At 69.4% G+C, this 13,939-nt stretch carries 11 protein-coding genes; 4 read left to right on the top strand and 7 right to left on the bottom strand.

Annotation, left to right across the window (positions count from 1 at the left end; translation table 11 throughout):
• The first annotated feature begins 7 nt into the window (after nt 1–7).
• From glgX to glgB, 3 genes are read left to right on the top strand one after another with little or no spacing between them, the layout of a single operon-like run.
• Nucleotides 8–2,098 carry a glycogen debranching protein GlgX gene (gene glgX, locus ASD65_RS01335; RefSeq protein WP_056217399.1) on the top strand — a complete coding sequence of 697 codons (2,091 nt, stop codon included), beginning with the start codon at nt 8–10 and terminating at the stop codon, nt 2,096–2,098.
• Nucleotides 2,099–2,139: 41 nt separating this feature from the next.
• Complete coding sequence (locus ASD65_RS01330) at nt 2,140–4,224, top strand: alpha-1,4-glucan--maltose-1-phosphate maltosyltransferase (RefSeq protein ID WP_082561523.1); 2,085 nt, start codon at nt 2,140–2,142, stop codon at nt 4,222–4,224.
• Nucleotides 4,221–6,401 carry a 1,4-alpha-glucan branching protein GlgB gene (gene glgB / locus ASD65_RS01325; protein ID WP_056217397.1) on the top strand — a complete coding sequence of 727 codons (2,181 nt, stop codon included), beginning with the start codon at nt 4,221–4,223 and terminating at the stop codon, nt 6,399–6,401. The genes ASD65_RS01330 and glgB overlap by 4 nt, the downstream gene beginning before the upstream one ends.
• Before the next feature lie 32 nt (nt 6,402–6,433).
• Here glgB and ASD65_RS01320 read toward each other — a convergent pair whose 3' ends face one another.
• Together ASD65_RS01320 and ASD65_RS01315 are read right to left on the bottom strand one after the other, a co-directional pair.
• Entirely contained in the window at nt 6,434–7,357 is a 924-nt protein-coding gene (locus ASD65_RS01320; protein WP_442922442.1) for a tetratricopeptide repeat protein, read from the bottom strand.
• 23 nt (nt 7,358–7,380) lie between these two features.
• Nucleotides 7,381–9,222 carry a glycosyl transferase gene (locus ASD65_RS01315; protein ID WP_082561522.1) on the bottom strand — a complete coding sequence of 614 codons (1,842 nt, stop codon included), beginning with the start codon at nt 9,220–9,222 and terminating at the stop codon, nt 7,381–7,383.
• Between the two features lie 175 nt (nt 9,223–9,397).
• On the opposite strand from ASD65_RS01315, the gene ASD65_RS01310 reads away from it, so the two are divergent.
• Complete coding sequence (locus tag ASD65_RS01310) at nt 9,398–10,453, top strand: AI-2E family transporter (protein WP_056217387.1); 1,056 nt, start codon at nt 9,398–9,400, stop codon at nt 10,451–10,453.
• Nucleotides 10,454–10,456: 3 nt separating this feature from the next.
• Here ASD65_RS01310 and ASD65_RS01305 read toward each other — a convergent pair whose 3' ends face one another.
• The 5 genes from ASD65_RS01305 to ASD65_RS01285 are packed head-to-tail and all read right to left on the bottom strand — an operon-like array spanning nt 10,457 to nt 13,932.
• Nucleotides 10,457–11,182 carry an alpha/beta hydrolase gene (locus tag ASD65_RS01305; RefSeq protein WP_056217374.1) on the bottom strand — a complete coding sequence of 242 codons (726 nt, stop codon included), beginning with the start codon at nt 11,180–11,182 and terminating at the stop codon, nt 10,457–10,459.
• A gap of 1 nt (nt 11,183) precedes the next feature.
• Entirely contained in the window at nt 11,184–11,468 is a 285-nt protein-coding gene (locus tag ASD65_RS01300; RefSeq protein WP_056217372.1) for a hypothetical protein, read from the bottom strand.
• A 4-nt stretch (nt 11,469–11,472) separates the two neighbouring features.
• A complete protein-coding gene (locus ASD65_RS01295; RefSeq protein WP_056217369.1) occupies nt 11,473–12,222 on the bottom strand; it encodes a lytic transglycosylase domain-containing protein in 750 nt (249 codons plus the stop codon).
• 58 nt (nt 12,223–12,280) lie between these two features.
• Nucleotides 12,281–12,889, bottom strand: coding sequence for a DivIVA domain-containing protein (locus ASD65_RS01290; RefSeq protein WP_082561521.1), 609 nt, complete (start codon nt 12,887–12,889; stop codon nt 12,281–12,283).
• A complete protein-coding gene (locus ASD65_RS01285; RefSeq protein WP_056217365.1) occupies nt 12,886–13,932 on the bottom strand; it encodes a phosphatidate cytidylyltransferase in 1,047 nt (348 codons plus the stop codon). Before ASD65_RS01285 ends, ASD65_RS01290 begins: the two co-directional genes overlap by 4 nt.
• Nucleotides 13,933–13,939: the final 7 nt, after the last annotated feature.

The following is a 13,939-nucleotide window of genomic DNA, read 5'->3' as shown; positions in this document are numbered from 1 at the left end:
AGAACGCATGCTCAGCCCGGAGATCGTCAGTCAGGATGCCGTGCCGCCGCCCGGTCTCTACGCGTCGCACTTCGACGGACTGGGCGTACGGCTGCACGACGGCGTCGGAACGCTCCGCATATGGTCTGAGCGCGCGTCCTCGATCGAACTCGTCATCTTCGACGACACCGACCTGGACTGGATCACCGACACCGCGTCGCTCGAGCCTGCCGGATCCGGCATCTGGACGGTGACCACGCCGCTGCTGCAGCCCGGCGCGCGATACGCGATCCGGGTCGACGGACCGCACGCGGTCGGCAACACGTTCAACCCGCAGACACTGCTGATCGAGCCGTACTCCAAGGGGCTCGTCACCGGCGGGATCGACGACTGGCGCTCCGTCGTCCTGGACGGCACCTTCGACTGGGGCGGCGTCGCGAAGCCGAACGTGCCCCTGGACCGCACGGTCCTCTACGAGGGCCATCTGAAGGGCCTGACGAAGCGGCATCCGCTCGTTCCTCCCGCTTTGCACGGCACCTATGCGGGCCTGGCGCACCCGGCGATGGTCGAGCATCTGCTCACACTCGGCGTCACCAGCGTCGAGCTGCTCCCGGTGCACGCCTTCGCCTCGGAGGCGCGCCTGGTGCACCAGGGGTTGTCGAACTACTGGGGCTACAACACGCTCAACTTCTTCACGCCGCACTCTCCGTACGCCACCGAGGCGAGCCGTCGCGAGGGGCCCGAGGCGGTGCTGCGCGAGTTCAAGGGCATGGTGAAGCTGCTGCACGAGGCCGGCCTCGAGGTCATCCTCGACGTCGTCTACAACCACACGTCCGAGGAGGGCATCGGCGGTCCGCGCACGAGCCTGCGCGGCATCGACAACCGCGCCTACTACCGCCAGCAGGACGACGGCGTCTACATCGACGTCACCGGCTGCGGCAACGCGGTGGACACGTCGACGGATGCCGCGGCACGCCTCATCCTGGATTCGCTGCGGTACTGGGCGAACGACGTGCAGATCGACGGCTTCCGCTTCGACCTCGCCGCCACGCTCGGCCGGGACGCCGCACACACGTTCACGCCGGAGCATCCGCTGCTGCAGGCGATCCTGGAGGACCCTGCGCTTGCGGACGTCAAGAAGATCGCCGAGCCGTGGGATGTCGGGATGGGCGGCTGGCAGACCGGTAACTTCGGCGCCGGGTGGCACGAGTGGAACGACCGTTACCGCGACCGCGTCCGCAACTTCTGGCTGAGCGACGTGGACTACGCTCGCCGTGCCGCCACCGCCCCCGTCGGCATCGGCGGCTTCGCCACGCGCCTGGCCGGCTCGTCCAACACCTTCAGCCCCGACCGCGGCCCGCTGGCCAGCGTCAACTTCGTCACCGCCCACGACGGCTTCACGCTGCGCGATCTCGTCAGTTACGACGTCAAGCACAATGTCGGCAACGGCGAGCACAATCGCGACGGCGCCGACACGAACCGGTCGTTCAACCACGGCGCCGAAGGCCCGACCGATGACCCCGGCATCCTCGCCACGCGCCGCAAGGCGATGCGCAACCTGCTCGGCACGCTCCTGCTGTCCGCCGGCGTGCCGATGCTGACCGCCGGCGACGAGTTCGCCCGCTCGCAGCGCGGCAACAACAACGCCTACTGTCACGACTCCCCGCTCACCTGGCTGGCGTGGGAGCACGAGGACTGGCAGAAGGACATCCAGGCGCACGTGCAGCGCCTCACCCGGCTACGGCGGGAGAACCCGGCGCTGCGACCGATGCGGTTCGCGCACGAGGAGATGCGGGTGCCCAGCGCGTCGGTGATGGACTGGTACGACACGCACGGCGAGACCATGTCGATCGAGAGTTGGACGAGCCCCGCGAACCGCACCCTGCAGTACCTGGCGGCCTCGACCCCCGAGAACGAGGCGTTCAACCGCATCCTGCTCGTCGTGCACGGCACGGAGCAGCCGACGACGGTCACGCTCCCCCGCGTCGAGGGCGTGACGCGGTACGTGTCGCTGTGGTCCAGCGCCGACGAAACGCCCGACAACGCGTACGTCGCGTACGCCCCCGGCGAAGATGTCCCGGTGGTCGGGACCTCGATGCATCTGTTCCGGGCGGAGTAGGACTTCTGTCTGCGGGCTCGGCTGCGCGGTAGGTTCAAGACGTGGCCACGACGACCCGAACACCAACCCCGCCCGCGTGCCGGAGCGCATCCGTGATCCCGCTCCGCGCGGCCGCCGATTCGCAGCCGGAGCGGGAGTCGATCACGCCGCGCATCCCGCTCGCGCTGCCGTCGCCGGCAGTGCCCGGCGGGCTCTTCCGACCGAAGGCCTACGTGGGCGAGGCGGTGCCGTTCCGCGTCACTGCATTCCGCGAAGGGCATGACCGGATCGGCGTGCACGTGCGCCTGTTCTCGCCGTCCGGCGAGGAGTCGCTGCATCGCCTCACTTCGCTGGCCGACGGCTTCGACCGCTGGGCGGCCGTGATCGCACCGCTCGAGCAGGGCGTCTGGGCGTTCCGCTTCGAGTCCTTCGGCGACGACTTCGCCACCTGGGAGCACGCCGCCGAAGTCAAGATCGCGGCGGGAGTGGATGCTGCGCTCATGCGTGAGCTCGGCGCGCAGCTGTTCGACCGTGCCGTAGCGGAGAAGGCCCGTCCGATCGGCGAGCGCCGCGTGCTCGAGGCGGCAGCCCTCACCCTGCGCGACCCGGCGGCCGATGACGCCGCCGCCCTGCAGATCGTGCGCAACCCGGCCATCGCCGGCTACTTCGCCGCCCGCCCACTCATGTCGCTGGTCAGTCTCGGCGCGCGCCACGAGCTCCTCGTCGAGCGCGAGCGCGCCGGCGTCGGCGCCTGGTACGAGTTCTTCCCCCGCTCGGAGGGCGCCAAGAAGCTCAAGGACGGCTCGATCAAGAGCGGCACCTTCCGCACCGCGATGAAGCGCCTGCCGGCCGTGGCGGCGATGGGCTTCGACGTCCTGTACCTGCCGCCCATCCATCCCATCGGCACGATCAACCGCAAGGGCCGCAACAACACGCTCGACCCGCAGCCGTGCGACCCGGGGTCGCCGTGGGCGATCGGGTCCGCCGCCGGCGGGCACGACGCGGTCCACCCCGATCTGGGCACGCTGGCCGACTTCCGCGCCTTCGTGCGCAGCGCCCGGGCCGAGGGCATCGAGGTGGCGCTCGACCTCGCTCTGCAGGCGGCACCGGATCACCCCTGGGTGACCGAGCATCCGGAGTGGTTCACGAGCCTGCCGGACGGCACTATCGCCTTCGCGGAGAACCCGCCGAAGAAGTACCAGGACATCTATCCGGTCAACTTCGACAACGACCCCGAGGGCATCCGCGCCGAGGTGCTGCGTGTCGTGCGGCACTGGATCGCCCAGGGCGTGCGGATCTTCCGCGTCGACAACCCGCACACCAAGCCGCTGCAGTTCTGGGAGTGGCTGATCGCGACCGTGACGGCGCAGGACCCCGATGTGGTGTTCCTCGCCGAGGCCTTCACCCGTCCTGCCCCGCTGCAGGGGCTGGCGATCGCCGGATTCCAGCAGAGCTACACGTACTTCACGTGGCGCAACACCAAGCCGGAGCTGGAGGAGTTCCTCACGGGCCTGGCCGACGACACCGCCGACTTCCTGAGGCCGAACCTGTTCGTCAACACCCCCGACATCCTCACCGAGTATCTGCAGTTCGGCGGACGCCCGGCGTACAAGATCCGCGCGGCGATCGCGGCGACGGCTGCCCCGACGTACGGCGTGTACGCCGGCTACGAGCTGTACGAAAACGTCGCGCGACCGGGTTCCGAGGAGAACCTCGACAACGAGAAGTACGAGTACAAGGTCCGCGACTGGGCCGGCGCGGAGGCGCACGGCGACTCGCTCGCCCCGTACCTGCGGCGGCTGAACGAGATCCGGGCGCAGCATCCCGCGCTCCGTCAGCTGCGCAACCTGCGCGTGCACTGGAGCGACGACGACGGGATCCTGGTCTTCTCCAAGCACCTGCCGGCCGCGCTCTCCCCGACGGGCCGCGCCGACACCCTGATCGTCGTCGTGAACGTCGATCCGCACTCGGTGCGCCAGACCATGGTGCACCTCGACACGCGCGTGTGGGGCGTGGAGCCCGGCGACCCGTTCGAGGTCGAGGACCTGTTCACCGGCGCGACCTGGACCTGGTCCGAGCACAACTTCGTCCGACTCGATGCCTTCACCGAGCCGGTGCACATCCTGCACGTCAAGGAGTCCCGATGAACACGCCCGATGCCGCAGTCCTGGACGCCGTCGCCGCGGGCACCCACCACGATCCGCACGCGGTGCTGGGCATCCACGCCGGCATCGACGCGTCCGGGGCACCCGAGTGGGTCGTCCGGGCGCGTCGCCCTCTCGCGCGAAGCGTCACCGCGGTGTTCGACGACGGCACCCGCATCCCGCTGGAGCATGTGCGTGCCGGGATCTGGGAGGGTGTGCGCGCCGGGACCAACGGGCCGTACCGCCTCGCCGCCACCTATGTCGACGGCCCGGACTTCGTGGCCGACGACCCGTACCGCCACGCCCCCACGATCGGCGAGCTCGACCTGCACCTCATCGCCGAGGGCCGCCACGAGCAGCTGTGGCGCGTGCTGGGCGCGCACGTCCGCGAGGACGCCGGCGCCACCGGCACGGCGTTCACCGTGTGGGCGCCGAATGCACGCGCGGTGCGCGTCGTCGGCGGCTTCAACGGCTGGGACGGCACCGCGCACGCGATGCGGTCGATGGGTGGCAGCGGCGTCTGGGAGCTGTTCGTGCCCGCGGTCGGCGCCGGCACGGTCTACAAGTACGAGATCCTGACCCGCCGCGGAGAGTGGATCCTCAAGGCCGACCCGATGGCACGGTTCGCCGAGGTTCCTCCGGCGACCGCGTCGGTGGTCACCGACTCCGCCTACGCCTGGCAGGACACCGCCTGGATGACCCGGCGTGCGGCCTCCCGGCCCGTGTCGGAGCCGATGTCGATCTACGAGCTGCACTTCGGCTCCTGGCGGCCGGGACTCTCCTACCGCGACGCCGCGGACGAGCTCATCGAGTACGTGACGGGTCAGGGGTTCACCCACATCGAGTTCCTGCCGTTGGCCGAGCATCCGTTCGGCGGGTCCTGGGGCTACCAGGTCACCGGCTACTACGCACCCACGAGTCGCTTCGGCCAGCCCGACGACCTGCGCTACTTGATCGACCGCCTGCACCAGGCCGACATCGGCGTGATCATGGACTGGGTGCCCGGGCACTTCCCGAAAGACGCGTTCGCGCTGGCCAGATTCGACGGCGAAGCGCTCTACGAGCATCCGGATCCCCGTCGCGGCGAGCACAAGGACTGGGGCACGTACATCTTCGACTACGGCCGCAACGAGGTCCGCAACTTCCTCGTCGCGAACGCGCTGTACTGGTTCGAGGAGTTCCACGTCGACGGGCTGCGCGTGGATGCCGTCGCCTCGATGCTGTACCTGGACTACTCCCGCGAGGACGGCGAGTGGTCGCCGAACATCCACGGCGGCCGCGAGAACCTCGAGGCCATCCGCTTCCTGCAGGAGGTCAACGCGACCGCGTACAAGCGCTACCCGGGCATCGCCATCGTCGCGGAGGAGTCCACCAGCTTCCCCGGTGTCACCGCGCCCACCGACCGCGCCGGACTCGGCTTCGGCTTCAAGTGGAACATGGGGTGGATGAACGACTCGCTGCAGTACATCGCGCGCGATCCGATGTACCGCTCGCACCATGAGGGCGAACTGTCGTTCTCCTTCGTGTACGCGTTCACCGAGAACTTCATCCTGCCGATCAGCCACGACGAGGTCGTGCACGGCAAGGGCAGTCTGTTCACCCGGATGCCGGGCGACCATTGGCAGAAGCTCGCCAACATGCGCGCCTTCCTGGCATATATGTGGGGTCACCCCGGCAAGCAGCTGCTGTTCATGGGCCAGGAGTTCGGTCAGCTGTCCGAGTGGTCCGAGGGCCGCGGACTGGACTGGTGGATCCTCGAGCAGCCGTCCCACGCGCAGCTGCAGAGCTTCGTCGCGGTGCTGAACCGCACCTACCGCGCCGAGCCGGCGCTGTGGGCGCGCGACGGCGAGGCGGCCGCCTTCACCCGGCTGGGCGCGCCGTCATGGAACCCGAACGTCATCGCGTTCGCCCGCCGCGATACGCACGGCCATGCGGTGGTGGTGGTGTGCAACTTCTCCGGCGAGCCGGTGCACGGGTACGAGCTCGACCTGCCCGAACCGGGCGTGTGGCACGAGATCCTGAATACGGATGCGGTCGCCTACGGCGGATCGGGTGTCGGCAACCTCGGACTGGTTCACACCCATGACGGTCGGCGGGCGTCGATGATCCTGCCGCCACTGGGCGTCCTGTGGCTGCGCCACGATCCCGAGGCGCACATTCCCTCACCGACGCAGGGTTAGCGCGTCAAACGCGCTGTGAGCGCGCCGCGGGGCTAGAAGAGCAGCGAGGTGAGGCGGCCGCGGGCGCGCAGGACGCGCGGGTCGCTGTCGCCGATGAGGCCGAACAGCTCCACCAGGCGCTCGCGCACCGGGGCACGCTCGTCGTTCGGCAACGCGGCGAACAGGTCGAGCAGGCGTCCGAACGCGTCCTCGACATGGCCGCCGGCCAGATCCAGATCCGCGGCGGCGAACTGCGCCTCCTGGTCGAGCGGGGCGGCGGCAGCAGCGGCGCGCACGGCCTGCAGATCCAGTCCCTGCACGCGGGCGAGCAGGCGCACCTGACCGAGCCCGGCGCGGGCGTCCTCGTCGCGAGGGTTCTCGGCCAGCGCCTGCTCGTACGCGGTCGCGGCGCGGGCGTAGTCGCCCGCCTCGATCGCGTCGAAGGCCTCCGCATGCAGCGGGGGAAGTTCCGGCTCAGCGGGTTCCGCCGCCTCGTCGGGCGCGGCCTCTCCCGTCACGTCGACCGTGCCGGTCACGCCGTTCTGCGCGGCCATCTGCAGCAGCTGGGCGAAGACCTCGCGCACCTGCTGCTCGGGCACGGCACCGGTGAACAGCGGCACCGGCTGACCGGCCAGGAGCGCGACGACCATCGGGATGGACTGCGCGCGGAACGCCTGCGAAAGCTGGGGGTTGGCGTCGACATCCACCTTCGCCAGGACGACGCGACCGCCGAGCTCGGCGACGACCTTCTCCAGGACGGGGCTGAGCTGCTTGCACGGTCCGCACCACTCGGCCCAGAGGTCCACGACGACGGGCACAGTGCGGGAGAGTTCGAGGATCTGCGCGAACGAGTCGTCGGTGACATCCATCACGAGCGAGTTCACGGCGGTCGGGGCGGACGGTGGCGCACCCCCGGCCGGTGCGGCCGGTGTCTGCGGACGGTTGCGCAGCGACGAGAGATCGACGGCGCCGCGCATGACGGCTCCGGGAGCGGAATCGGTCACTGGATCACCTTTGCGTCGAGGACATTGGAGGAGTACCCGAGCAACCGGATCTTCTCCTTGGAACCCGGACCCGGGACGTAGAAGAACAACTGGTCGCTGTAGGTGGTGGTGAAGCCGGTCGAGGACTGCTCCGCACCGGCGAGAGCCTTCACCGTCGGGTTGTTCGTGAGCTTGATGACGGCATCTTCATTCGTCGGCTTCACGGTGTCGGACTCGTTCAGGTTGATCGCGACGATCGCCCCACTGTCCAGCGTAGCCAGAGCCATGGGGGGCTGGGCGCCGGGAGCCGACTCGAAGGTGAGGCTTCCGGTGGATGCGGCGGTGGTGTTGAACTCGTCCAGGCGGCGTTGGCGGTCTTCGGCGACGCTCACCCGGAAGTGATCCGCGTCGGTGTCGAACTGACCGAAGAACTCGCTGTCGGCGCCCTTGTTCAGGATATCGGCGTACGCGGCGGCCAGCTCGTCGGGCGCCATCGCGAGGAACGAGGAGTCCGGCGGAACCTGCGACGCGCCGACGTACACGGCCGCGAGATCCGGCATCTGCGTCGAGGCCTCGAGGTTCGCGATGTACGACAGCTTGTACGGCGACCAGGCGTCCTGCTGCGTCACCATCATGATGCTGGAGACCTTGTCGGTCGGGTCATCGACCACGGCCATGAAGCTGCGCGGCCATTCGTCGTAGGTCTGCGGAAGCACGATCTTCAGAGGCTTGGTCTCGATCGCAGCCGGGGCCGCAACGTCGGGAACCGCGGCGCGCAGCGTGTAGTTGGTGGTGCGCTCGGCGAGCACAGCACCGTCCACGCGCGTGGCGGCCAGCGCCGGGTCGCTGGTCTCGTCCGCGGTCGCGACCGTGTCGGAGATGCGGGCCAGGATGCGGGCGGCCTGCGCTTCGGTCACGGCCGGCGCCATCTGCCCCTCGGGGACGATGACGGATGCCGTGGGCGTCGGTGTCGGCGATCCGGCGAAGCTCGGCCAGGAGTCTGCGGAGCAGCCCGTGAACAGGAGGGCGGAGACTGCGACGACCGGCACGACGGCGAACGCACGACGACCGGTGACGGAGCGGCGCGAGGACGGGCCGGAGCTGATGACGCCCTTGTCGGCGCCCTCCACGGCCAAGTCGATCGGCTCGGTCACGGGCAACGGGAGCCCCTTGCGACGGGGTCCGCGCGAGCGGCGGGCGTGACGGATGCCGAGGATGTACAGGAACACGCCGATCGCCATCAGGACGCCGCCGGCGACGATGAGGGGTCCGGCCCAGGGCGTGCCGTTGCCGATGGGCCACGACACGGAGATCTTCGCGGGGGCGGCGGCCGTGCCGTCCGAGGCGACCAGCACGCTCATCGTCTCGGGGAGCTGCAGCGGAGCGATCAGCAGGTCATCCTGCTGGAACTCGTCGAGCCACAGGTCGGAGCCGACCGGGCTCAGCGCGGGTGCGGCGTCTTCGGATCCGGCGGCCGGATCCGCGGCGGCATCGCCGGCTGCGGAATCCGCGGTCGCCTCAGGACTCGGCGCGGCGGTCGGGGCGACCTCGTCGGTGACGATCTCGCCCTTCTTGTCCAGGGAGACGTGCGTGAAGTCGGACTCGGCCAGCCACGCGGTCATGTCGTCCGTCCGACCGTACGCCGCGAAGATCGTGCCCTCCCCCTGCGCACGCAGGGTCTGAGCACCGGGCAGCTTGTTGAGGACCGCGCCGTCGATCATGACGTACGGAGCATCCTCCGTGACGGAGATCGCGGCGGTCTCGGTCTTCGGCCCTTGGAAGACCGTGCGTTGGGCGATGCCCGCACCGATCATCAAGGCGGCCAGGAAGAAAGCCGCCACGGCCCACACGAAACGCACGAATAACACCTCTCAGTGGTCCGTCTGCACACGCACGGACCCTTATCTCGACATTTCAGACTAGCGAACACCGCCTGAAAGGCCACCGGGAGGAGCCAATCACGCACCTGAGTCTCCGGTGTGCGTATCCTGACCTGACACCGATCCACGCCCGTGGAGACAGTCAGGAGCAGTTGTGAAGGTCCACAATCCATTCCGCGTGGCGTTCGTCGCGACGTTGGGCGTCGGCCTGGGGCTTCTGTTCATCGACAGCCTCGCGACACTGTCCACGATCCTGCTCTACATCGGCACCGCGCTGTTCCTCTCGCTCGGCCTCGAGCCGCTGGTCTCGTGGCTGGAGCGCCGCAAGCTCCCCCGCTGGGCGGCGGTGCTGGTCACGATCCTCGCCGTGCTCGCCGTGTTCGCCGGCATCGTGCTGCTGGTGGTGCCGATCATCGTCGAGCAGGTCGGCCAGCTGGTGGCTCAGCTGGAGAAGGTGTTCCAGAAGCCTGAGACGTTCTTCCAGGACGCGATCCAGTGGGTCAAGGACACGTTCCCCCTGCAGCCGCAGTTCGTGGACGACACGGTCAGCAATCTCCAGGACTGGATCCTGGGGCTGGACTGGGCCGCGGTCGGCGGCGGTGTGCTGCAGGCGGGCATCGCCGTGGTCGCCGGCATCGGCGGCGCGTTCATCGTCTTGATCCTGACGATCTACTTCACGGCCTCCACACCGAATCTGAAGGCCGCGGTCTACCAGCTGGTGCCGGCCTCCAAGCGGGAGCGATTCATCGACCTGGCCGAGCAGATCTCGGATTCCGTGGGCTACTACGTCATGGGCCAGGTCAGCATGGGTGTCATCAACGGTGTCCTGAGCGCGATCTTCCTGACGATCATCGGCGCGCCGTTCCCCGCCGTGCTCGCGGTCATCGCCTTCTTCTTCTCGTTGATCCCGCTCGTCGGAACTCTGACCGGGTCGGCGATCATCGTCCTCACGTGCCTCGGGCTGGGGTCACCGACCACCGCCCTGATCGCGGCGATCTACTACCTGATCTACATGCAGATCGAGGCGTACGTGATCTCGCCGCGCATCATGAACCGTGCGGTCTCGGTACCCGGCGCCGTCGTGGTGATCGCGGCGCTGGCCGGCGGATCACTGCTCGGACTGCTCGGCGCGCTGATCGCCATCCCGGTGGCCGCCAGCATCCTGATCATCTACCGCCAGGTCGTCATCCCGCGGATGAACGAGAAATGACGCTCAGGATGCCGCGGCCGCGGCATCCCACTCCGTCGGCAGCGGGAGCGCATCGGGGTTGACCGCGGCGACGATCTCGGTGAGCACGCGACGCGTCTGCGCCTCGCCCACCCAGAGGTGCTTGCCGCCCTCGACCGGGATCAGCACCGCCTCGGGGACAGCCGCGAACCGCTCCGCTGCGGCATCCGGGCGCAGGTAGTCGTCGAACTCCGGGATGAGCGCGATCAGCGGCGCGTCATGACCCGACCACGCCGCCACTTCGGCATCCGAGGCACGGTGCAGCGGGGGCGACAGCAGGATGGCGCCGGCGATGTCGTGATCGCGGCCGTACTTGAGGGCGATCTCGGTGCCGAACGACCAGCCCACCAGCCACGGGTCGGGCAGACCGCGGTCGCGCACGAAGTCCATTGCCGCGGCCAGGTCGAACGCCTCGGCGCGGCCGCCGTCGAAGGCACCCTCGCTCGTCCCCCGAGGAGAGGTCGTGCCCCGCGTGTTGAAGCGCAGCACGGCGAGGTCGGCCAGGGCCGGCAGGCGCGCCGCCGCCTTGCGCAGGATATGGGAGTCCATGAAACCGCCCGCGGTGGGCAGCGGATGCAGCGTCACGAGGGTCGCGACCGGCTCCCGCTCCAGCGGCAGCGCCAGCTCTCCGACGAGCGTGAGCCCGTCGATGGTGGTGAGCTCGATGTCCTCCCGGCGGGCGGGCAGCATCACAGGTCCGCGAATCTCCACGTCAGCCGATCCTCCAGCAATGGGTGTGCCAATGACGACGGGCCGCGATGTCGGCTCCGTCCCCCAGAACGCCGTCGGCGCGCCAGGCGACCAGGTGCGCAACGGAGGGCCCGATGCTGCGACCGCAGCCCGGGCAGGTGTAAGACTTCTGCGCCTGGGCGCCGGAGACGGGCTGCACGGTCCACTCCACGCCACGGCGGGTCTCGACGCGCTTCCATCCGGCCATGAGTCGCTCGAGGGGGTCGTCGCCCCCCGAATCGGAGCGACGCCGATTCGACCTCGGCATGAGCTCAGTACCAGCCGACGCGGTTCGAGTGGTCCCACGCCCCGCACGGCGAACCGTAGCGACCGCCGATATAGCCGAGGCCCCACGCGATCTGTGTCGCGGGGTTGGTCTCCCAGTCGGCACCCGCGCTACCCATCTTGCTGCCGGGCAGGGCCTGCGGGATGCCGTACGCACCGCTGCCGGCATTGTAGGCGTTGACGCGCCATCCGGATTCGCGGTTCCACAGTGCGACGAGGCAGGCGAACTGATCGTCACCCCAGCCGCGACCGAGCACCATCTGGTACGCGATGGACTGGGCCGTCCCCGGGTCGGGGGTGACGAACGGCGGGCGCCATCCAGAACCCGATCCGCCGCTGGAGCTGGCCGGGACCGCAACGGGCGTCGGGGTCGGCTTGGGCTTCACATACACGTCGTAGTTGCCGCGCGCCAGGGCCGGCGTCTCGGCATCGTCCGCCGCCTCGACCGCGACGTGGCTCTGCGCGTCGACGAGCGTGCTGGCGTACAGCGAGATGGGCGGCTCGACCGCCTCTGCCTGGGCGATCGCCAGACCGGTCGGTCCCACATAGGCGGCGACGAACCCCACGGCGGCGAAGGCGGCGAAGACGCCGAGCACACCGCGCCGGCGCGACCAGCGCGCGGGAACCGTGCGCTTCTTGCGGGCGACCTCGATGGTCGTGGTGGGGCTGAACTCACGCAGGGACGCCTGATGCCCGGTGCGCTCGGGCGCGGGAATCATCTCGTCTCCGGAAGTCACAGTGGGCCCGAGTCTACCCGGCACGGCCTACGCGTGCCATCCGGCGTGCCGCCGCGTGTCATCCGACCGCGAGCATGACCTCGACGACGGCGTCGAGAACCGCGTCGACCTGCACCTCGCGGTACCCACCGCGCTGCATGCGGAACGCGACACCGCGCACCTGCTCGACGGTGACCGCATCGCCGGTCTCGAGGTACCGGGCGACCTTGTCGCTGACCAGATCCACCTCGTCGATGCGGTAGCCGTACCGCAGCACGCTGACGCGCTGGAACCGCTTGCCGTGCGGACGGGCGAGCCGGTCGAGGATCACCTGCGCGGACTCGCGCGTCTGCTCCACCCACTCCGTGGCGCCCGCTGCGCTGACCGCCTGGGCGCGTTCCCGCGCGGCGAAGGCATCCTCGATGCGCGACAGGGCCGCGTCCACGGAGGCGATCACGTACCCGTGGCGCACCAGCGGGAAGGCTGCGTGGCGGATCTCGGCGGCGCCGATGGCCGGGGCATCCTGCGCCGTCTCGAAGGCCGTGCGCGCGTGGGCGAGGAACGCGTCGACGGCGCGCTTCTCGTAGCCCTTGGTGCGACCGGAGGTCTCGGGGAAGGCTGCCGCCTGTGCGGCCGCCGTCGAGGAGTCGTCGGAGGCCAGGTCTGGTGCGATGTCGCGAATGGTCATGATGCCGCCAGGGGTGAGAGCAGGTAGTAGAGCGCCAGCGCGCCGATGGTAGAGGGAAGGATCGAGTCGAGGCGATCGAGGACTCCCCCGTGCCCCGGGAGCCAGGAACTCATGTCCTTGATGCCGAGATCGCGCTTGACCATCGACTCGCCGAGATCGCCCGCGGTGGCGGTCAGGAGGATGACTGCGCCGCAGATCAGACCGGTCCACCACGGGAGCCCGAGCATGAACAGGGCCAAGAGCACACCGGCGATCAATGCCGCGACCGCGGCGCCACCGAAGCCCTCCCAGGTCTTCTTCGGGCTGATCTTGGGTGCCATCGGGTGCTTGCCGAACGCGAGCCCGGTCGCATACGCGCCCGTGTCGGAGGCCACGGCGATGATGATGAAGGACAGCACCCACCACTCGCCGCCGTCCTGTCGCAGCAGGACGATGCACAGCGCGGTGAGGAACGGCACGTAGAGCTGGATGAATCCGGCAGTCAGGACGTCCCGCAGCACGCCGCCGTACGTGCGGCCGTCCTTGACGAACATCTGCGCCACCAGGCGCCAGACGACGACGAAGGCGACCGCCGCGAACACGGCGACCCACAGCAGCCACAGCTCGAGGAACCAGCCACCGATCACGAGCAGGGTGCCCGCGATCAGCTGCGGGATCACATCGACCCGGCGACCCGCCCCCTGCAGCGCGCGACTGAACTCGAAGATGCCGAGCACGCTCGCCGCCACCGCGAAGATGACGAACACCCACTTCAGGAAGACCAGCGAGGCCAGCAGCAGCAGCCCGATCGCCAAGCCGATCAGCGTCGCGAGGATCAGGTTGCGACCGGTGCGCTCCTTGATGCGCTCGTTGGCCTGATCGAACTCGGCGCGGGCGTGCGCGACCTGGCTCTCGAACTCGTTCCGCGCGGCGCGGATCTGCGCGTGCAGCTCCGGTGCGATGGGCGTGGTGCGTCGGGTGTCGGCGGCGTCCCGCCTGGTGAGCGGCGCGTCCGGGTCACCCGGGGAGTCCCCGACCGGTTCTGTACCGGATGCGTCGGTCATGTGCGGT

It is taken from the genome of Microbacterium sp. Root61, assembly GCF_001427525.1.
Taxonomy (GTDB): Bacteria; Actinomycetota; Actinomycetes; order Actinomycetales; family Microbacteriaceae; genus Microbacterium.
The sequence above is the reverse complement of the archived record's forward strand: the minus strand, read 5'-3'. Positions and strand labels throughout refer to the sequence as shown.

Bases quoted from the DNA above. Each gene is read 5' to 3' on its own strand.
- ASD65_RS01285 (WP_056217365.1), bottom strand. From the start codon at position 13,932: ATGACCGACGCATCCGGTACAGAACCGGTCGGGGACTCCCCGGGTGAC.
- glgX (WP_056217399.1), top strand. From the start codon at position 8: ATGCTCAGCCCGGAGATCGTCAGTCAGGATGCCGTGCCGCCGCCCGGT.
- ASD65_RS01290 (WP_082561521.1), bottom strand. From the start codon at position 12,889: ATGACCATTCGCGACATCGCACCAGACCTGGCCTCCGACGACTCCTCG.
- glgB (WP_056217397.1), top strand. From the start codon at position 4,221: ATGAACACGCCCGATGCCGCAGTCCTGGACGCCGTCGCCGCGGGCACC.
- ASD65_RS01320 (WP_442922442.1), bottom strand. From the start codon at position 7,357: ATGCGCGGCGCCGTCGATCTCTCGTCGCTGCGCAACCGTCCGCAGACA.
- ASD65_RS01300 (WP_056217372.1), bottom strand. From the start codon at position 11,468: ATGCCGAGGTCGAATCGGCGTCGCTCCGATTCGGGGGGCGACGACCCC.